Source organism: Sphingomonas sp. QA11 (genome assembly GCF_028473665.1).
In the GTDB taxonomy this organism is placed as follows: domain Bacteria; phylum Pseudomonadota; class Alphaproteobacteria; order Sphingomonadales; family Sphingomonadaceae; genus Sphingomonas; species Sphingomonas phytovorans.
Window position 1 is genome coordinate 3812610 of sequence record NZ_CP098774.1, and the last position, 19438, is coordinate 3832047.

The 19438-nt window shown below is 67.5% G+C and carries 14 protein-coding genes; 5 read left to right on the top strand and 9 right to left on the bottom strand.

The window, feature by feature from the left end; genetic code table 11:
- The first annotated feature begins 105 nt into the window (after positions 1–105).
- Positions 106–561, top strand: coding sequence for a redox-sensitive transcriptional activator SoxR (soxR, locus tag NDN01_RS17555; protein WP_272623037.1), 456 nt, complete (start codon positions 106–108; stop codon positions 559–561).
- Positions 562–642: 81 nt separating this feature from the next.
- Here the strand turns inward: soxR and NDN01_RS17560 are convergent, their stop codons facing one another.
- The 6 genes from NDN01_RS17560 to NDN01_RS17585 all read right to left on the bottom strand — a co-directional run bounded on the left by NDN01_RS17560 (position 643) and on the right by NDN01_RS17585 (position 6832).
- Positions 643–1491 (bottom strand): aldose 1-epimerase, encoded by an 849-nt coding sequence (locus tag NDN01_RS17560; RefSeq protein WP_272623038.1) that lies wholly within the window; start codon positions 1489–1491, stop codon positions 643–645.
- 1 nt (position 1492) lies between these two features.
- On the bottom strand, positions 1493–2899 hold the full coding sequence (locus NDN01_RS17565) for a sugar porter family MFS transporter (protein WP_272623039.1): 1407 nt from the start codon (positions 2897–2899) through the stop codon (positions 1493–1495).
- 36 nt (positions 2900–2935) lie between these two features.
- Positions 2936–3820 (bottom strand): SMP-30/gluconolactonase/LRE family protein, encoded by an 885-nt coding sequence (locus NDN01_RS17570; protein ID WP_272628287.1) that lies wholly within the window; start codon positions 3818–3820, stop codon positions 2936–2938.
- 1 nt (position 3821) lies between these two features.
- Complete coding sequence (locus tag NDN01_RS17575) at positions 3822–4640, bottom strand: SDR family NAD(P)-dependent oxidoreductase (RefSeq protein ID WP_272623040.1); 819 nt, start codon at positions 4638–4640, stop codon at positions 3822–3824.
- Positions 4637–5791 (bottom strand): fumarylacetoacetate hydrolase family protein, encoded by a 1155-nt coding sequence (locus NDN01_RS17580; protein WP_272623041.1) that lies wholly within the window; start codon positions 5789–5791, stop codon positions 4637–4639. Before NDN01_RS17580 ends, NDN01_RS17575 begins: the two co-directional genes overlap by 4 nt.
- A gap of 114 nt (positions 5792–5905) precedes the next feature.
- Complete coding sequence (locus NDN01_RS17585) at positions 5906–6832, bottom strand: crotonase/enoyl-CoA hydratase family protein (RefSeq protein WP_272623042.1); 927 nt, start codon at positions 6830–6832, stop codon at positions 5906–5908.
- A gap of 134 nt (positions 6833–6966) precedes the next feature.
- Between NDN01_RS17585 and NDN01_RS17590 the strand changes: the two genes are divergently transcribed.
- On the top strand, positions 6967–9441 hold the full coding sequence (locus tag NDN01_RS17590) for a DegT/DnrJ/EryC1/StrS family aminotransferase (RefSeq protein ID WP_272628288.1): 2475 nt from the start codon (positions 6967–6969) through the stop codon (positions 9439–9441).
- Entirely contained in the window at positions 9438–10505 is a 1068-nt protein-coding gene (locus tag NDN01_RS17595) for a glycosyltransferase family 2 protein (RefSeq protein WP_272623043.1), read from the top strand. Before NDN01_RS17590 ends, NDN01_RS17595 begins: the two co-directional genes overlap by 4 nt.
- Before the next feature lie 9 nt (positions 10506–10514).
- On the opposite strand, the gene NDN01_RS17600 is transcribed toward NDN01_RS17595, so the two are convergent.
- From NDN01_RS17600 to NDN01_RS17610, 3 genes are read right to left on the bottom strand one after another with little or no spacing between them, the layout of a single operon-like run.
- Positions 10515–11429 carry a DUF4886 domain-containing protein gene (locus NDN01_RS17600; RefSeq protein ID WP_336298306.1) on the bottom strand — a complete coding sequence of 305 codons (915 nt, stop codon included), beginning with the start codon at positions 11427–11429 and terminating at the stop codon, positions 10515–10517.
- Between the two features lie 11 nt (positions 11430–11440).
- Positions 11441–14536, bottom strand: coding sequence for a TonB-dependent receptor domain-containing protein (locus tag NDN01_RS17605; protein WP_272623044.1), 3096 nt, complete (start codon positions 14534–14536; stop codon positions 11441–11443).
- Between the two features lie 18 nt (positions 14537–14554).
- Positions 14555–15901: a dicarboxylate/amino acid:cation symporter gene (locus NDN01_RS17610; RefSeq protein WP_272623045.1), complete on the bottom strand. Its 1347-nt coding sequence runs from the start codon at positions 15899–15901 to the stop codon at positions 14555–14557.
- A 216-nt stretch (positions 15902–16117) separates the two neighbouring features.
- Between NDN01_RS17610 and NDN01_RS17615 the strand changes: the two genes are divergently transcribed.
- Positions 16118–17908 carry a sensor histidine kinase gene (locus NDN01_RS17615; RefSeq protein ID WP_272623046.1) on the top strand — a complete coding sequence of 597 codons (1791 nt, stop codon included), beginning with the start codon at positions 16118–16120 and terminating at the stop codon, positions 17906–17908.
- Positions 17908–19287 (top strand): sigma-54-dependent transcriptional regulator, encoded by a 1380-nt coding sequence (locus tag NDN01_RS17620; RefSeq protein WP_272623047.1) that lies wholly within the window; start codon positions 17908–17910, stop codon positions 19285–19287. The genes NDN01_RS17615 and NDN01_RS17620 overlap by 1 nt, the downstream gene beginning before the upstream one ends.
- Positions 19288–19438: the final 151 nt, after the last annotated feature.

Below are 19438 nucleotides of genomic sequence, written 5' to 3' on the forward strand. Positions count from 1 at the left end.
CTCCATTCTCAGGCCCCTGCAGTAGCGCGATTCGTGCCCTTGCAGTGACAGGCTGACGCCTCCCATAGAACCTCATCCATAGATGAGGTCAAGGACGATGCTGCCATGCCGGTCAACGTAACGATTCCCCTCTCCGTCGGGGATGTCGCGCGCCGGTGCGGCGTGACGATAGCGACGGTCCATTTCTACGAAACGAAGGGGCTGATCCACGGATGGCGGAGCGGCGGCAACCAGCGTCGCTATGCCCGTGACGTCCTGCGTCGCGTCGCGATCATCAGGATCGCGCAACGGGCCGGGATCACCCTCCAGGCCATCAAGGCCGGGCTTGACGCGCTTCCCTCCGATCGGATGCTGACCGCGCGCGATTGGGCACGGCTGTCGACACGCTGGCGGGACATGCTCACTGAACGGATCGGGAGCCTCGTCCAGTTGCGTGACCAGCTCGACGGCTGCATCGGCTGCGGCTGTCTTTCAATGGCTGACTGCCCGTTGCGGAATCCCGATGACCGGCTGCACGCGTCGGGAAGCGGCGCCGTCCTGCTCGAAGCAGCAAAGGACTGACGCGCGGGACCTTCTTGACCCGCAGGCATTGAACGGGCCGACCTGATCGGAACTGCGAGCCGGTGCTATAGGCTCCGGGCTTCAATGATGCTCGACCGCGATCCGAATCGTCAGCGCCAGCGAGCCACCCGGCGGCAGCAGATCGAACACCGCATCCGGCCGGTTGAACGCATCGGGCAGATGGCTGACCGGCTCAAGGCAGCAGAAGCTCTCGCCTTCCGGATGGAAGAGATGAAGGTCGCGCGCGCCCTCGCCGGTCAGGCGGACGATGCGGTCGCCCCGGTCGAGCGTGGCGAGACCGTCCCATCCTTCGTAGCTGTGGTCGATGAACCCGGCGTCGGAGATCGAGGCGCCAGACGCCCAGTCGCCGAAATAGCCGGCGGCGGCCGCCTCTTTCGGGATCTGGTCGTCGTCGGTCAGCCACACCCGCGCCGCGTTAAGGCTCAGCCGGGTCCCGGCGTGAATGGCGAAATAGGGATGGAGGCCAATGCCGGCGGGCATCGGCTCGCGGGCGGCGTTGGCGAGGGTCAGCGTCACGCGCAGCCCGTCCTCGCCGAGTTCGAACGACTGCTCGGCGCGATAACGCCATGGCCAGCCGCCGCCACCGTCATGAACATGGGCGAGCCGCGCCCGGTCCGCGCCCGCTTCCACCACGTCCCAGGCGCGTTGCCAGCCGAAGCCGTGCAGCGTGTTGGGATGATCCCCGAAATTGAGCGGGAGCGCGACCTGGCGCCCGCCGAAGCTGAACCGCCCGCCCGCGATGCGATTGGCATAGGGGACGAGCGGGAAGCAGGCGCTTTGTAGCGGATCGGTGGCGCCGTCAGCCGTGGGACGCAGAATGTCGATACCCTTGTGGCGCAGCGCGCCGATCGCGCCTCCGAGCGCGGGGAGGATAGTCAGCGCCCACCCCGCGCCCGAAAGCTCGATCATGTCAGCCTTCCATGTCCTCGAGCTCGCGCCCGCGCGTCTCGTTCACCAGTGCCTTGACGAAGAAGAAGGAGACGAACGCGCTCGCGGCGTAAAAGCCATAGGTGACCGGCAGGCCGATATTCGCCGCCATCCAGGGGAAACTGACGCTGATCAGGAAGTTCGCGCCCCATTGCGCGAGGCCCGATACGGCGAGGCCCGAGCCGCGGATCTGGTTCGGGAACATCTCGCCGAGCATGACCCACATGATCGGGCCCCAGCTGAGGTTGAACAGGGCCGAATACGCGAGCGCGCTGGCGAGGGCGATCTTGCCGATCATCGGCGACATTTCCGGTCCGTGCGCGCCCACCGTCGCGGTCGAGAAGGCATAGGCCATCAGGGCGAGCGTCACGGCCATGCCGACCGAGCCGATCAGCAGCAACGGCTTGCGGCCGATCTTGTCGACGGTGAAGATCGTCACCAGGCAGGCAGCGATCGAGACCAGCCCCGAGATGATGTTGATGATCAACGAGTCATTCTCGCTGAAGCCGACCTGCTGCCACAGCACCGACCCGTAATAGAAGACGATGTTGATGCCGACGAACTGCTGGAACACGGCGAGACCGATGCCGGCCCAGACGATCGGGCGGACCTTGCCGTTCGCGTCGAGCAGGTCGGCGAATTTGGGCCGGTGATGATCCGCGGCGAGGCTCGCGCGAATCTCGGCGACCTTTGCGCGAGCGGCGTCGGCGCCGAACAGCTTGGTCAGCACCACTTCGGCTTCGGCATCGCGACCCTTCATCGCCAGATAGCGCGGGCTTTCCGGAATGAGCAGCAAGGTCAGGAGATAGATCACCGCGGGGATCACCTGCAGCCAGAACATCCAGCGCCATGCCGGATAGTCGAACCACAGATTCTGGGTCGATCCGCCCGCGCTGTGCGCGAGCGCATAATTGGCGAAGAAGGCGCCGGTCAGGCCGGTGATGATCATCACCTGCTGGACGCTCGACAGCCGGCCGCGGATGTTCGCCGGCACGACCTCGCTGATATAGACAGGCGCGAGCACGCTGGCCGCGCCGACGCCGAGGCCGCCGATGATCCGGGCGAGGATGAACACGACCGAGGAGTCAGCGGCCCCGGCACCGAGCGCGCTGAAGACGAACAGGACTGCCGCGATCATCATCACCGAGCGACGGCCGATGACATCCGCGAGGCGACCCGCGATGAAGGCGCCGGCGGCACACCCCAGCAGGATCGCCCCGACATTGAGGCCAGTGCCGAGCTTCGACAGGTCGAAAGCCTTTTCGAGGCCAGCCTGCGTGCCGTTGATCACGCCGCTGTCGTAGCCGAACATGAATCCGCCGATCGTCGCAACCGCGACGATCAGCGCGATAAAGGCCATATTGACCCGCCCCGCGCTTGGTGTTGCCATGGTCTTGTCCCTCTCCGTTCTCGTTCTTGTTGTCGTCTAGCGGGCCGGTATCGCCGCCTCTGTCACGGGCAGCCCCGGCACGTCGACATCGAACGCGAACAGGTCCCCGGCCTCAGGCTGCCCCGCCAGCGCCTCCGCGTCCAGCCCTTTGCGCGCCGTTGTGACAAACGCTGTCATCAGATTGGGTCCGCCGAACGCGATCTTGGTGACGTTGGACACCGGGAGCCTGACCGTTTCGAGCAAAGTTCCGTCCGGCGCGTAGCGGCGCACGCCCCAGCCGAGGAACAGGCCGGTCCAGAGACAGCCCTCGCTGTCGACCACCGGGCCGTCGGGATAACCAGCGCCGTCCTCGATCGTCGCGAACACGCGCATCGCGCCGAGCGTGCCGTCGTCATTGACCTCGACCGCGTGGATGACCCTGCCGAGCGTATCGGTGTGATAGAGCGTCCTGCCGTCGGGCGAGACGGCCGGGCCGTTGGTGATCGACACCGGCGGCAGGCCGGTATCCGCAACCCCGGTCGAATCGAGCGCGTAGAGACGGCCGGTCAGGTCGCCCTCGCTGTCGTCCATCGAGCCGAACAGGATGCGCCCGCGCGCATCGGTGGTGGCGTCGTTCAGCCGGTTTCCGGGCAGATGCGCCTCAGGGGCGACCAGCGCGGTAAAGCCGCCGGTCGCCGGATCGAAGCGCTCGACCCCGCGCTGCAGACCGACGACGAAGCCGCCACCGCGTTCAGGCAGCACCCAGCCGACCTGCGAGGGCGCGCTCCAATGCTTCAGATCGCCGGTCGCCGGGTCGAAGCGGTAGATCAGCTTCTCCTTGATATCGACGAACCACAGCGCGTTCTCGCGCGCGACCCAGACGGGCCCTTCGCCCAGCGTCGCCCCGACGCCGCAGACCCGGCGCGGCGCGGCCGCGACCATCTCAGCGCCAGCCGGCATCGACGAAATAATCATGGCCGGTGCACATCTTCGCGTCGTCCGACGCGAGGAACAGCACCAGGGCGGCGACGTCCGCGGGCTGGATTCGGCCATCGAGGCACTGCGCCGCGACGATCTCCGCCTCGCCTTCCGGCGTGTACCATTTCATCTGCCGCGGCGTCTGGACATTGCCCGGCACGATCGTGTTGACGCGGATGTTGGAGCGGCCGAGATCGCGCGCCAGGCTGCGCGTCAGGCCCTCGATCGCCGCCTTGGCGGTCTGGTAGAGGACGAGCTCGCCGAGCGCGAGATGCCAGCTGATCGACCCGAAATTGAGAATCACGCCCTGCCCGGCCCGCTTCATCGCCGGCACCACCGCTTGCGCCGCGAAGAACTGGTGGCGCAGGTTCACCGCCATCCGTTCGTCCCAATAAGCCGGAGTGACCTCCTCGATCGTGTGCCGGTCGTCATTGGCGGCATTGTTGATGAGGATATCAACGCCGCCGAGCTCCTGCTCCATCGCCGCCATCGACCGCTTGAGCAGGTCGATGTCGGTGATGTCGCAATGGCGGAACACCGGCGCATGGACCGCGTCCGGCGTCAGGCGATCGACCACCGCGCGGCTGGCGTCCTCGACGATATCGATGAACGCGACGCGGGCACCCTGCGCGACGAACGCCTCGACCAGGCCCTCGCCGATGCCGCTGCCGCCGCCGGTCACGATCACGCGTTTGCCGGCCAGGCTGGGATAGAATGCGCCGGTTGCCCCGGCGGCTTTTGCCTGCAGCACGGATTCAGTCTCCAATATGGTAGTGTCGATCATGACGGGGCCAGCAGCCCCCGGCCAGCGAGGTTGCGCATCAGATCCCCGATGCCGAACCGCCAGGGCGGCGCCGCCTTCGACGTCGTCACCCGGTTTACCAGGCGGCCGATGCGCGGCGTCGAGATGCTGACGCGGTCGCCCGTCTTATGGGTGAAGCCGTGCTTGGGCACGTCGCGATCCTGGGTCGGCGCGAACAGCGTGCCGAGGAACAGCACGAAGCCGTCGGGATATTGATGCTCGCTCATCGTGTGCCTGAGCAGCGCCTCGGGATCGCGGCTGATCTGGTTCATCGAGCTGACGCCGGTCAGGCGATAGCCCTCGGGCCCCTCGATCAGCAGCTCGACCTCTGCCTGGCGTACATCGTCAAGCGTGAAGCCCTGGTCGAACAGCCGGACGAACGGGCCGAGCGCACAGGAAGCGTTATTGTCCTTCGCCTTGCCGAGCAGCAATGCCGAGCGCCCCTCGAAATCGCGCAGGTTGACGTCGTTGCCCAGCGTCGCGCCGACCGCGGCGCCGGTCGAATCCGCCAGCATCACGATCTCGGGCTCCGGATTGTTCCAGGTCGAGTCGGAGCGAACGCCGATCTCGCCGCCATGGCCGATGGTCGAGAGCACGGGAGATTTGGTGAAGACCTCGGCATCCGGGCCGATCGCGACCTCGAGATATTGCGACCACATGCCGTCCTCGATCAGCGCGGTCTTCATCGCGGCCGCCTCGGGCGAACCCGGCACGACCGCCCGCAGGCTGCCGCCGATGATGTCCTCGAGCCGGGCGCGCACGTCAGCGGCGGCACCGGCATCGCCCCGGGCGCGCTCCTCGATCACGCGTTCGAGCGCCGAGACGGCGAAGGTCACGCCGGCAGCTTTCACGCATTGCAGGTCGATCGGGCTCAGCAGGCGCAACGCCGACTCCGGACCGGTGCCGAGATCGAGCGAGTCGAGCGCACCAAGCGCCTTGCCGGCGCTCACATCGAACGCCCTGGCCTCGACAAGGGCCGAAACGGTCGGCGCCACCTTCGCCATATCGTGAACCACACCGCCAGCGATCAGGACCGGGCTCGGCCCCTCCGCGCTGGCGATCCGGCCGACAAACAGGCCCTCACGCCAATCCGCTGGCAGCGCATCCGCCACCGCAAAGCCCCTCTCAGACATCCCGCTCCGCTCAACCACATTATTGATAGCGCTACCATCGAGCGCCGCCGGGGCCCTGTCAAGGTCCCGAATAACATCGAATCACGAGAGGGATGTCGAAAAGCTATAGGATGCTCAGCGGTAACGTGGCCCTTCGAACCAGTCAGCGAAATCGCCCCATGCCTTGGACACGCGATCGGGAAAGGCAGCGGGTCGCTTTTCGAGGAACGACCCGACGCCCTCGCGCGCATCGGCGCTGGCACCGCGCAGCCACATGACCCGGCTTTCCAGGCGGTGCGCCTCCATCGGATGAGTCGCGCCGAGCCCGGTCCAGAGCATCCGGCGCATGACCGATATGGAGACCGGCGCGCTCTCCCCGGTCAGCGTGCGGGCAAGGGCGCGGGCGGCGGACAGCAGGTCATCGGGCGCGTGGACGCCACGGACCAGCCCGCCGCGCAATGCCTCCGCCGCATCGAACAGACGGGCCGAGTAGCACCATTCCAGCGCCTGCCCGATGCCGACAAGCCGGGGCAGGAACCAGGTCGAGGTCGCCTCGGGCACGATCCCGCGCCGGGCGAAGACGAAGCCGAAGCGCGCCGTATCGCCGGCGAGGCGGAAATCCATCGGCAGGGTCATGGTCGCACCGACGCCGACCGCCGGGCCATTGATCGCGCCGATCACCGGCTTGCGCGAGTCGAAGATGCGGAGCGACAGGATGCCGCCGCCATCGCGCACCGCCGGATTCGACCAGTCGACGCTGCCATCCTCGTTCACCGGTGAATCGCCATCGGCCCAGCGGCCGCCGCGCTTTTCATAATCGAAGGTCGCGCCGCCTTCCGACAGGTCGGCGCCGGCGCAAAAGGCCCGGCCGCTGCCGGTGACGATCACCGCGCGAACGGCATCGTCGGCGTCGGTCGCGTCGAATGCAGCGAGCAGATCGTAGAGCATCGCCCGGTTGAACGCGTTGAGCTTGTCGGGCCGGTCGAGCGTGATCGTGGCGATGCCGTCCTCGCCGGTCTCCAGCCGGATCGTCTCGAAACGCGGGTCCTGCCGTGCCGTCATCCGCCCGTCCTTGCTGCTACCCGATCGAGACTAGGCCCGCCACGGGGAAGCCCGCAATCGGGTGTAACGGCTTTTTAGCTGGTGCGGGGCCATAGATGCGCGGTTCGACCCCAAGTGGACAGGCCGTCTATTCAATGCATCGCTTCCCGCTCATCGCCCCCAAACCGCCGCGCCTCAGCGAACATCTCGACGCGTTGAAGCGGGTCGAGCAATCGGGCGTGTTCAGCAACAACGGCCCCGAGGTCCGCGCGTTCGAGGCCGAGGCCAACGAGCATCTGTTCGGCGGCCATGGCGCGACCCTCGCCGTCGCGAATGCGACGCTTGGCCTGATCGTGGCGATCCGCGAGGCGGCCGGCGCCGGTGCGCCCGGGCGGTTCGCACTGATGCCGGCGCTGACCTTCGCCGCGACCGCGCAGGCCGCGCTGTGGGCCGGGCTGACGCCGCTGATCTGCGATATCGACCCGGAGGACTGGGGCGCCTGCCCGGCCGCCGAGGAACGGCTCCTGCGTCACTATGGCGACCGGATCGGCGTGATCGTGCCTTATGCGACCTTCGGCAACGCGATCGACCTGGATCGCTATGCCTGGTTGCAACGCCGTCACGGAATCGGCGTGGTGGTTGACGCGGCCGCCTCGCTCGGCACGATCGACGATTGCGGCCTCGGCTTCGGCGCCGATGCGCCGTTCGCCGTGGTCTATTCGATGCACGCCACCAAGACCTTCGCGGTGGCCGAGGGCGGCTTGGTCCATTCAGGCGACGTCAGGCAGGTCGAAGCGCTCCGCGCGATGATCAATTTCGGGTTCGAAAGCGGGCGCAGCGCCACCGTGCCGGGCATCAACGCGAAATTGCCGGAGGTCCTGGCCATCATGGCGAGGGCGAAGCTGACCGAGATAGATTCGATCTGCGACAATCGCGCTGCGATCGAGGATGCCTACAAGGCATCGCTGACGGGCATGACCTTCCAGCGCGTTTCCGGCCGCCGCCGGGCGAGCCAGTTCATGCCGGTGGTGCTGCCCGAGGAGCAGATCGGGCGTCGCGAATCGATCACTGCCGGCCTTGCCAAGGCGGGCATCGGCTGCGGACGCTATTTCAGCCCGCATCTGGGCGAGCAGCCCCTGTTCCGCTCGGTGGCGACGATCGAGCCGACGCCCGTCGCCGATTCGATTTCAGCGCGCCTGCTGTCGTTGCCGGTTACCGATGCGATGACGCCGGCCGATGCGGAGACCATCGCCCAGGTCTTCAACAGCCTGTCAGCACCCCGCGCCCATGCCCGCGCGGCGGCCGCCATGCCGATCGCGTCGATGCTGCTGGTCGGCGGGGGCCCCGCCGGCACCGCGCTGCTCACCGCCGCGACCAAGCAGGGCCTGTTGCCGCAACTGGCGCAATCGGGGCTGGTCGTGGTCGAGCGCGAGAACGCGATCGGCGTCGGCCGGATCGGGCGCTATGCGATCAATTCCGACAGCACCGCCACGACCTTCCTGAGCGCGGTGAAGGACAATGTGCACCCGGAGATCGCGGCGATCGCCAACGGCCCGATCGGCCGCGCGGTGGCGAAGCATGACGGGGCCGACGGCGTGCCACTCGTCGAGGCGGGCCGGCTGGTCCGCGCCACCGGCGACCGGCTCGCGGGCATCGTCACCGCCAATGGCGGATCGGTCCTGACCGGGCACGAGGTGATCGGCACCGCCCGTACGCGCGAGGGCCTGTGGCGGACGGCGCTGCGCCGCCTTTCCGACGGGACGACGGTTGAACGGCTTTCGAGCTCGGTGGTGATCGCGACGGGCGGCCACCAGCCGCTCGACCGCCTCGCCGCGCAACAGGTCGCCGGCGTCTCGCTTGTTTCCGAAGTCGGCGACCGGCTGATCCAGTCGGACGAGGTCCTGGCCGAGGGCGGCATGGACAAGCTCGGCGACCTCCTTTCAGGCAAACGTACCCCGCGCATCGCGGTGATCGGCGGATCGACCAGCGCGCTCGCGACGATCGTGCTGCTGCTCAAGAGCAGGCCGGCGTTGCCGTTCGGCGCGGGCGGGGTCACGCTGCTGCATCGCCGTCCCCTGAGGCCCTTCTACCATTCAGTCGAGGCGGCGCATGCCGAGGGCTTCACCGATTTCGGCCCGGACGACATCTGCCCGGTCAGCGGCTTCGTCTATCGCCTTGCCGGCTTCCGGCTCGAGGCCCGCGAACTGGTGCTGCGCATGCTTCAGGTCGACGGCCGCGCACCCGATCCGCGCGTCGCGATCCACCAGGTCACCGGCGACGACGACGTGGCGGCGCGCGCTCATCTGGCGGAGGCCGACCTGGTGATCGCCGCGCTCGGCTATCGCCCGCGCGCCCTGCCGGTCACCGACGCGAGCGGCGTCCCGATCCCGCTCGCCGCGCAGAGCGGTGCGCCGATGGTCGATCGCCATTGCCGCGTCTGCGACGCGCATGGCGCCCCGATCGCCGGGCTTTACGGCATCGGCCTCGCGGCGGGATTCGTGCCCTGGGGCACGCTGGGCGGCGAGACGAGCTTTCGCGGACAGGCCAACGGCCTGTGGCAGTGGCAGAACGATGTCGGGCTGATGATCGTCAACCAGGTGCTCGACACCGCCGAAAGGGCTGTCGCATGACCAGCCCCGCGATCAGTGTCGTCATGGCAGCCTATAATGGCGCCGGCCTGATCGTGGAGACGCTCGAAACGCTGAAGGCACAAAGCTTCGGGGATTTCGAGGTGATCATCGTCGACGATTGCTCGACCGACGACACCATCGCGGTGATTCGCGGCTTCGACGATTCCCGCATCCGGCTGATCGCGGCGGAGAAGAACCAGGGCGTGGTCGCCTCCCGCAACCGCGGATTCGCCGAGGCGCGCGGGCGCTATATCGCGGCGCTGGACCATGACGACCTCTGCCATCCGCAGCGTTTCGCCAAGCAGGTCGCCTATCTCGAGGCGAATCCCGGGACCGTGCTGGTCGGCACCGCCGCATCGATCCTGGAAAATGGCGTGGTGCTGCCGGGATCGCTCGCCCCCGTCACCACGCCGGCGCTCGTCGAATGGCTGTTGCGGATCGAGAATCCGCTGGTCTGGTCGTCAGTGATGATCCGCGGCGACGCGGCACGGAAACTCGATCCATTCACCCGGCCCGACATGGTCTTCGCCGAGGATTACGACCTTTATCACCGGATCGGCAGGCTGGGCGCGATCGCCCGGCTCGACGAGGAACTGGTGACCTATCGCCGCCACACCGGCGGTGCCTCGCAGCGCCATATCGATGCGATGACCGGCCGGGCGACCGATGTGCTGACCGAGGTCTATGCCGGCCTGTTCGGCGACGATGCCAGGGCGACCGCCGACCTGGTGGTCCGGCACGTCATGGGGCAGCGCCCGGTTCCCGACCGCGCGACTTTCCGTCGTCTCGGCGACGCACTGGTCACCCTGCAGGACGATTTCCTCGCGACTCACCGCCCCGACCCGAACAGCCGAAGCCTGATCCGCTGGGAGACCGCGCGCCGCTGGGCACGGATCGGGCGGATCGGACTGCGCACCGGCCAGCTCGACCTGGGCGACGCCGTCGCGGTGCGGCCCGACCATCTCGGGCTTGGCTATGCCGGGATCGACGACCTGGTGATGTCCCGGCTGGTCGGTACCGCCCGGTCGGTGCAGCGCAAGCTGGCAGCGCGCGCCGCAAGCTGAGCCACGATCTCAGCGCGGGGTCTTCTCCGCCTCGATCTGCCTGAAGGCCACATTCTGGAGCGCGACCGCCTGCCCTTCCGACAGGCCGAGATCGTCCGCCGCCCTTTCCTTCGCCCCGAGCATCCGAGGGTCACGCCCGGTCACCTTGCCGAAGATCATCAGGGCTTCGAGATAATAGCCGGCGACGCTCCCGTGATACTGGTCGTAGGTCCACAGATCGAGCTTGCCGAAATCGATCCCGTCATAGGGATTGGGATCGGCGACCTTCTCGGCGAAGGCCCGGTTCCAGGCCTCGCCCACCGCGATGATCCCGTCGACCGAGCGGTTCGCCAGCGCCAGATTCGCCCCGGCGCGCAGGTCGAGCGCCATCGCGGTGATCGGCTTGCCGTACCAATGGCCCTTGGGCAGATAGGTCTCGTCGGCGCGCGACCAGGTCGAGTTCAGCTCGATGCGCACGGCGGGATTGCGCTGGCGGAACATGGTCGCGAACAGGCCCGAATAGCGCAGCAGGAGCCCCGGATCGCCCGGCCTGGCGCGATCGAGCGTACTGAAATCCTGCAACACGACCACATCCCATTTGCGGTCGAGCAGGGCACGTCTCGTCTCGTAATGGAAATCCAGCCCCTTGCCGCCCTGAGTCTCGAGGCTGACCTCGTAGGAGAGCCCGGCCTGCTGAGCCATCAGCTTGAAGATCGCTGGCACACCCCCGGTACCGTCACCGGTGAGATCGGTGACCGTGTCGGTGCGGTAGCGCCGAACCGCCGAATGCGCGCCCTGGGTAAAGCTGTTGCCGACGAACAGGATGGTCTTCGCCGCCGCCCGCGCCACCGGTGGGGCCTGCACCTGCGCCCTGGCGACGGCGGCGACGGGCGCCAACGCCGCAAGCGACGCTGCCACCAGGAAACCGATCTTGCCCATCCTCATGCGTCTTTTCCTCAGAACTTCTTGCCGACCGATACGTACCAGTAGCGGCCATAGGGGTTGTAGAGCGACCCGAAATAGCCGTCAGCGGTGATCGGCGGCTGCTTGTCGAACAGGTTGCGCGCGCCGACCCGGATCCGCGTATCGTTCAGCGCGCCGCCCTTGAAGCGATATTGCGCATAAAGGTTGAAGATCGTCTGGCCATGGATGACATAGGGGTTGCCCGACGAATCCAGGAAATTGGTGTCGTTGACGTCGCTGGTGTAGTTGGCGAACCCGCCGAGCTGCACCTGGCCGAGAGTCCAGGTCAACGATCCGGTGACCCGCCATTTCGGCTTGCCCCGGACCTCGATCAGGTCGCTGCCGTCCGTCAGCGGGGTCGCCGCGTTGATCGTGCCCGCGGCACGCGCATCGAACAGCGTCTGCACCAGCGACGGATTCTCGCGGGCATATCTGGTCAGCCGCGCCGCGTTGATGTTGAGATCGAAATCGCCGATCCCGGTATGGTCGATGCGGTAGAGCAGGGCGAGATCGACCCCCTGCACTGTCTGCGGCAGCAGGTTGGTGAACTGGTCCTTGATCTGGAGGATCGCCCCGGCCGGTGCGAGACCCGATCCGGCGAACACCGCCGTGTCGTCCGGCGTCACCGCGGCACGGATGACATTGGGATTGCTCGATCCCTGCAGGCGCAGGAGATAATCCAGGACCAGCGCATTCTGCGCGCCGAACTGGCCGACGATGCCGACCTGGTGGATCGACCAGAAATCAGCCGTCAAGGTCAGCCGGCCGAAGCGCCGTGGAATGAACTTCGGTTCGATCACCGCGCCGACCGTCCAGTTGGTGCTGTCCTCGGGCTTCAGGTCGGGATTGCCGCTGATCAGGATGGTGTAGCTGATGTTGCGCGTGCAGGTGTTGAAATTGGCGATGGTCGCTTTGCGCACATCAGCTTCGCAGCGATAGAAATCCTGGTTGATCACGCTGCTCGAGCTGAGCCGCGAATATTGTACTGTCTTCGTCTGTTCGAGGTTCGGCGCGCGGAAGCCCTGCGACCAGGAACCGCGCAGGCGCAGGCCGTCGATGATATCCCAGGCGGCGGCGACCTTCGGCTTCGCGACCGACCCGAAATCGCTGTAATGCTCGTACCGGCCGGCAAGCTGGAGATCGAGGCGGCGGACGAGCGGGATGTTCATGTCCGGCGAGACCAGCGGCACCGCGAGCTCGCCAAAGGCGGAGGCGACGAAGCGATCGCCCCGGGTCGACGGCGTCGGGCTGACCGCCGCGACATTGCTGATCGAGACCTCCCCGGTCACGGCATCGACGAACTGGATCGACCCGTCGAGGTTCGGGTCGCGATCGTCGCGCTGAGTCTCGCGGCGACCCTCGACGCCCGCGGCGATGCCGACATCGCCGCCGGGCAAGGCGAAGAGATGGCCGTTCGAGACCTTGAAGTCGCCCAGCGCCAGCGTGGTCTTGTCGTGCCGGCGCAGCTTGAAGCGGATCGCATCGATCGCCGCCCTCGACGAGGGCGAGCAATCGCCGACACTCGGGTTGGCCGAGCAGCCGCCGCTGAAGGGATTATACGCATCCGGCGTCGAGAGCGCGAGGCTCTGCTGAAGCCTGGTCATGTTGATCGCGTCCGACAGATCGGTCGCAATGGCTTCGGAATAGAGGAACGCGGTGTCGAAATCGAAGCTGCCGATCTTGCCCCTGGCCCCGGCCAGGAAGCGCGACTGGGAATTGGTCACATCGACATATTGCGGACCGGTATCGACGAAGCGATAGGTCGACAGGCGCACCGGCAGGCCGGCGGCGGGCACGTTGGTCAGCCCGGGGATTCGGTTGGGATTGACCGTGCCGTTGGCGAAGACCGCCGCGCCGAACGGATTCCAGTAATTGCTCGCCGGGACGACGATCGCGTTGAGGTTGATCGTCGGCGGCTGGATGGCGTGGCTCTGCGCCCGGTAATAGCCGAGCTCCGTGTAGAGCGTGAGCGAGTCGGAGACGTCGTAATGCGCGCTCAGGAAGCTGTTGAACCGGCTGATCCGCGGCGAGACGGTGGTGTCGACCGCGTTGTCGAAGCGTTCGTTGCGCAGCGTCGTGCTGGTGGCCCGCGTGCCGGTACCGAAACAGGTATCAGTGCTGATCGTATAGACGCAGCCCGGATCGAGCGCCGACTGGGAATGGAAGAGACCGGTCGAACTGGTGAGCGCTGTCGTCCCACGCCGGATCGTGCCGGGGCCGCCGACGACCGCGAGGTTCGCCCAGGGCGACTGGGTCGCGCGGCCGTCCGGATTCGCGTTGGCGGCAAAAGCGGAATTATTCGCGAAGAGCGGGCGCAGATCGTTGGTCGCGGTATAGGCCTCGTCCCCGGAAAGCTGCGCGGTGCGCCGGGTATAATCGAGATAGAGCGACACGTTGCCGCGGCCCTGGGCGAAATCGGTGCCGGCGAAACCGGTGATCTGATATTCCTTGCGATGCGTGCCCTCGGCGAAGCCGAAGCGCCCGTCGATCGAGACGCCCTTATAATCGCTCTTGGTCACGGTGTTGACCACGCCCGCCACCGCATCGGCGCCGTAGATCGCCGCCGCGCCGTCGCGCAGCACCTCGAGCCGCTCGATCCCGGCGACCGGCAGCGAGTTGGAGTTGAAGCCGAGAACGGGGACATTGCCCTCGCCGGCCTGGCTCACCGGATGCGAGACGAGGCGGCGGCCGTTGAGCAGCACCAGCGTATTGCCGACGCCGAGGTTGCGCAGGTTGATCGAATTCACGTCGCCCCGCGCCGCGTTGCTGGTCTGCGGGTTGTTCGACGGGTTGAAGGTGACGTCGCCCATCTGCGGGATAGCGCGGATCAGGTCGTCGCCGGTAAGCGCGCCGGTCGCGTCGATCTGCTTCGCGTCGATCACGGTGACGGGGAGCGCGGCGGTGACGCTCGAGCCGCGGATCTGCGACCCGACGACGACGATGTCCTTGGCAAGCTCGGCTGACTCGTCGGGCGCGGCGGCATCCTGCGGCGATGCAGCGGGCGCTTCCTGCGCCCAGGCGCTCGCCGTCGCGAGTGCCGCGAAAGCGCTACCGGCGAGCAGCACCGCCGATCGGATTGCAAGGTTCATCGTCTCTCTCCCCATTTGTCATTCTGCCGGCGCCGTTGTGACGTCCGGTGCGATCACCGTTTCGAGCGGTAGTGGATGGCCGGCGAGCGCTGCGTCGAGCCGGGTGCGATCGAGCGCGCCTTCCCAGCGCGCGACCACCACGGTCGCCACCGCGTTGCCGATGAAATTGGTCAGGCTGCGGCATTCCGACATGAACCGGTCGACGCCGAGGATCAGCGCCATGCCGGCGACCGGCACGCTGGGCACGATCGACAGAGTCGCCGCCAGGGTGATGAAGCCGGCGCCGGTCACCCCGGCCGCCCCCTTCGAGCTGAGCATCGCGACGAGCAACAGGGTGATCTGCTGCCACAGCGACAGATCGACGCCGGTCGCCTGAGCGATGAACAGCGCCGCGAGCGTCATGTAGATATTGGTGCCGTCGAGATTGAACGAATAGCCGGTCGGCACGACCAGCCCGACCACGCCCTTGTCGCAGCCGGCCGCCTCCATCTTGCCGATCAGGCTGGGCAGCGCCGCCTCCGACGAGGAGGTGCCGAGCACGAGCAGAAGCTCGGCGCGCAGATAGACGATCAGACGGACGATCGAGAAGCCATGGACCCGCGCCACCGCGCCGAGCACGACCAGCACGAAGAACAGCGAGGTAAAATAGAAGGTCGCGACCAGCGCGCCGAGATTGACCAGCGACCCGACACCGTATTTGCCGATGGTGAAGGCCATCGCGCCGAACGCGCCGACCGGTGCCGCGCGCATCAGGATGCCGACCAGCCGGAACACGACCAGCGCCAGCCGCTCGATCATGTGAAGCACCGGCTCGGCCGGCTTGCCGACCAGCGACATGGCGATGCCGAACAGGATCGCGACGAACAATGTCTGCAGGATCGAGCCGTCAGTCAGCGCGGAAACCATCGTCGTCGGGATGATCGACATCAGGAAGCCGGTGATCGTCGTCTCGTGCGCCTTGTGGGTATAGGTGGCGACCGCCCCCTGATCGAGCGACGCAGGATCGACATTCATCCCCGCGCCCGGCTGAACGACATTGGCGACGATCAGGCCGACGATCAGCGCCAGGGTGGAGAAGACGAGGAAATAGGCGAAGGCTTTGGCCGCCACGCGGCCGACCGAGGAAAGCTGGCGCATCCCGGCGATGCCGCTGACCACCGACAGGAAGATCACCGGGGCGATCACCATCTTCACCAGATTGATGAATCCGTCCCCGAGCGGCTTCATCGCCGCGCCCCAGGCGGGCCAGAAATGGCCGAGCGTGACGCCGGCGATGATCGCGACGAGCACCTGTACATAAAGGTGCCGCCAAAGCGGTACGCTGACGGCAGGCTGGTCGGTTGCGGTGGCGACGGTGATCGTCATTCAGTCCCTCTCGGCGCACGGACGCGCTGGTCGGCCGCTTTCTGGTGAGCGGCTGGGTGTGAAGATACGGCTCCAGAAGGCCGACAGGAGAAGTTTCGATATTTCCAGGCAAGTATCTGGTAAACCGTGGCTAAATGGGCATCGGACAATGAGTGGACGAAATATTTTGTGCGCATTTCCACACATGACAAAGTGCATTTGTGTGGTATGCCGCCCATGATGGCTAGTCGACCAAGCCCTATCAGAATCCGGCTGATCGCGGCAGCGTTGCTGCTGCTGGCCACCGGTGCCGCGCTAGCCTGGGCGGGCACACGCTGGGCACAGGCACAGGCGGACGCCGCCGCCGACACCACGGCCAGCCAGACCGCGCGGAACCATGCCGGGCTGCTCGCCAGCGAGTTGCAGAAATTCCGGCTGCTGCCGCTGGTGCTGGTCGAATACCCCGACGTCTCCACCGCGCTCGCGACGCATGCGCCCGCCGCTGTCGCCCGGCTCAACCGGACGCTCGAACTCCTCGCCGACCGAACCGATGCCGCCGTGATCTACGTCATCGACGCCGACGGGCGCACGGTCGCGGCGAGCAACTGGCGGCTGCCGACCAGCTTCGTCGGGCAGAATTACAGCTTCCGCCCCTATTTCCGCGACGCGATGGCGCGGGGCGCCTCCGAACTGTTCGCGCTGGGCACGATCAGCGGCCGTCCCGGCCTGTTCCTCGCCCGACGGCTCGAGGTCGACGGCCGCGCCGCGGGCACGGTGGTGGTCAAGGTGGAGTTCGATCGGCTTGAGGCGACCTGGGCGCGCGCGGCGGGGCCAAGCTTCGTCACTGACGCGCACGGCGTGATCCTGATCACCAGCGTGCCCGACTGGCGTTTCCGCACCACCCACCCGCTCGACGCGGCGACGCTGGCGCAGGCGCGGGCGACGCTCCAGTTCGGCAGCGGACCGCCCCGCGCCGCGCCGATCATCCTGTCGGGCGGATCGGCCACGGCTCCCGTGGCAGGGGGCACCGCACAGTATCGCGTTGCGGCGCTGCCAGTACCACTGACCGGATCCCGGCTGATCCATCTCGAACCGCTGGCCGCCCCGCTCGGCGCGGCGACAACCAGGGTACGACTCTGGGGCCTGGCCATCCTGATTATCCTCGGCGCGATCGCCGGCCTGGCCTGGCGCGCGCGCGAAAAACGGCACCTCCAGCGCGAGGCACAGGCAGCGCTCGAGCAGGAGGTCGCCCGCCGCACCGCCGAGCTGAGCGAGACCAACCGCCAGCTCACCATCGAATCGCGCGAGCGAATCGAGGCGGAACGCCGTTTCCGCGCGGCGCGGGAGGAACTGGCCCAGGCCAACCGGCTCGGCTCGCTGGGCCAGATCACCGCCGGCGTCGCGCACGAGATCAACCAGCCGGTCGCCGCGATCCGCACCTTCGCTGAAAATGCCGAGACGTTCCTGGATCGCGACCAGATCGGGCCGGTGCGCGGCAACCTGACGCAGATCATCGATCTGACCGCGCGGATCGGATCGATCACCGCCGAACTGCGCACCTTCGCCCGGCGGAGGACCCCGGCGCGCGGCGCCATCGGGCTGGGATCAGTGGTCGACGGCGCGCTGCTGATCCTCGGCGAGCGCGCGCGGGAAATCGTCACGGTCGATCTCCCGCCCGTCATGCGCGACACGCGGGTCGCGGGCGACCGGGTGCGGCTTGAGCAGATCGTCGTCAATCTGCTGCAGAATGCGCTCGACGCGGTCGAGGGCGTTGCCCGGCCCCGCATCCTGATCGCGGCGGCCGCATCGGGCAATGACGTGACCGTGACGGTCGGCGACAATGGCCGGGGCGTCGATCCGGCGATCGCCGACCAGTTGTTCGCGCCGTTCGTCTCGGCCAAGCCGGAAGGGCTTGGCCTTGGCCTCGCCATCGCGCGCGACATCGCCCGCGAATTTGGCGGCGAGCTCGAAATCGGCACTTCGGCGCGCGACGGTGCTGCCTTCCTCCTGAAGCTGAAGCGCGCCTGATGCTGTTTCCGACCGAGCAGAACATCTTCTTCGTCGAAGACGATGCCGTCCTGCGCGCGGCGACGATCCAGACGCTCGAGCTTGCCGGGCTCAGCGTGCGCCCCTTCGCCAGCGCGACCGACGCGCTGCCCGAGATTCGGCCGGACTTTGCCGGCATCATCATCTCCGACATCCGCATGCCGGGGATCGACGGGCTGCAACTGCTTGAACGAGTCCGAGCGATCGACCCCGACATTCCCGTCATCCTGATCACCGGCCATGCCGATGTCGCCATGGCGGTCGGCGCCCTGCGGGACGGCGCGTTCGATTTCCTGACCAAGCCGTTCGCGACCGACCATCTTGTCGCCGCTGCCCAGAAGGCGCTGGAGAAGAGGCTGCTGGTGATCGACAATCGCCGCCTGCGCGCCGCTGCCGCCGCGGTCGACGAAACCGGCCCGCTGATCGGCGACAGCCCGGCGATGGTTCAGTTGCGCGGCACGATCCGCCAGCTCGCGCTCGCCGATATCGACGTACTGGTCGAAGGCGAGACCGGCACCGGCAAGGAGCTTGCCGCCCTGCTGCTTCACCGGCTTGGCGCGCGGCGCGGCAGGCCGTTTATCGCGGTGAATTGCGGCGCCCTGCCCGAGACGCTCGCCGAGGTGGAGCTGTTCGGCCACGCGGCCGACAGCGTGCCGCATACGCGGCTGGCGCGGATCGGGCAGATCGAGGCTTCGAGCGGCGGCACCCTGTTGCTCGACGAGATCGACAGCATGGCCCTTCCCCTCCAGGCGCGGTTGCTCCGCGTGCTCGAGGAGCGCGAGGTCCAGCCGATCGGCGACACGCGGCCGCGCGGCGTAGACCTCCGCGTGATCGCGACGACCAAGACCGATCTCGCGCGCGCCGCGACCGAGGGCAGATTCCGCCCCGACCTCTATTATCGATTGACCCTGGTGCGGCTGCGCGTGCCCCCGTTGCGCGAGCGCGGCGAGGATATCGCCACGCTGTTCGCCAGCTTCGTCGAGGAAGCCAAGCAACAGGCGGGCATTGCCGACTTCCTGCTTACCGACAATGTGCGGGGCCACCTGCGCGCGCATGACTGGCCGGGTAATGTCCGCGAGTTGCGCAACTTCGCGTTCGGCGCGGTGCTCGGCCTGGCGGAGCCGCCCCCCGCAGGCCCGGCCGGCGCGCGCCCGAGCCTGCCGGCACGGGTCAACCAGTTCGAGGCGGGCGCGATCGAGGAAGCATTGCGCGCGACCGGCGGCAGCGTCGCGGCCGCCCTCCCGCTGCTCGGCATTCCGCGCAAGACCTTCTACGACAAGGTCGCCCGCCTCGGCATCAGGATCGAGGATTTCCGCCCGCGGTCGGCTGGCGCGCCGTCGATGCGGAAACCCACCGGATAGGGTGATCCGGCCGGGCGATAGCATCGCCCGGGTCAAGGGCGACGACTCAAAACAGACGGGCCGGATTCCCGGCGGCGGCCGGTGCTGCGGCGCCCGCGACATGCCGCCAGCCCATTCCCGCCGCCCAAGAATATCGCGGGATGCATGAGGG

Coding starts and splice junctions, on each gene's coding strand:
- soxR (WP_272623037.1), top strand. CDS start 106: ATGCCGGTCAACGTAACGATTCCCCTCTCCGTCGGGGATGTCGCGCGC.
- NDN01_RS17560 (WP_272623038.1), bottom strand. CDS start 1,491: ATGATCGAGCTTTCGGGCGCGGGGTGGGCGCTGACTATCCTCCCCGCG.
- NDN01_RS17565 (WP_272623039.1), bottom strand. CDS start 2,899: ATGGCAACACCAAGCGCGGGGCGGGTCAATATGGCCTTTATCGCGCTG.
- NDN01_RS17570 (WP_272628287.1), bottom strand. CDS start 3,820: ATGGTCGCGGCCGCGCCGCGCCGGGTCTGCGGCGTCGGGGCGACGCTG.
- NDN01_RS17575 (WP_272623040.1), bottom strand. CDS start 4,640: ATGATCGACACTACCATATTGGAGACTGAATCCGTGCTGCAGGCAAAA.
- NDN01_RS17580 (WP_272623041.1), bottom strand. CDS start 5,791: ATGTCTGAGAGGGGCTTTGCGGTGGCGGATGCGCTGCCAGCGGATTGG.
- NDN01_RS17585 (WP_272623042.1), bottom strand. CDS start 6,832: ATGACGGCACGGCAGGACCCGCGTTTCGAGACGATCCGGCTGGAGACC.
- NDN01_RS17590 (WP_272628288.1), top strand. CDS start 6,967: ATGCATCGCTTCCCGCTCATCGCCCCCAAACCGCCGCGCCTCAGCGAA.
- NDN01_RS17595 (WP_272623043.1), top strand. CDS start 9,438: ATGACCAGCCCCGCGATCAGTGTCGTCATGGCAGCCTATAATGGCGCC.
- NDN01_RS17600 (WP_336298306.1), bottom strand. CDS start 11,429: ATGAGGATGGGCAAGATCGGTTTCCTGGTGGCAGCGTCGCTTGCGGCG.
- NDN01_RS17605 (WP_272623044.1), bottom strand. CDS start 14,536: ATGAACCTTGCAATCCGATCGGCGGTGCTGCTCGCCGGTAGCGCTTTC.
- NDN01_RS17610 (WP_272623045.1), bottom strand. CDS start 15,901: ATGACGATCACCGTCGCCACCGCAACCGACCAGCCTGCCGTCAGCGTA.
- NDN01_RS17615 (WP_272623046.1), top strand. CDS start 16,118: ATGATGGCTAGTCGACCAAGCCCTATCAGAATCCGGCTGATCGCGGCA.
- NDN01_RS17620 (WP_272623047.1), top strand. CDS start 17,908: ATGCTGTTTCCGACCGAGCAGAACATCTTCTTCGTCGAAGACGATGCC.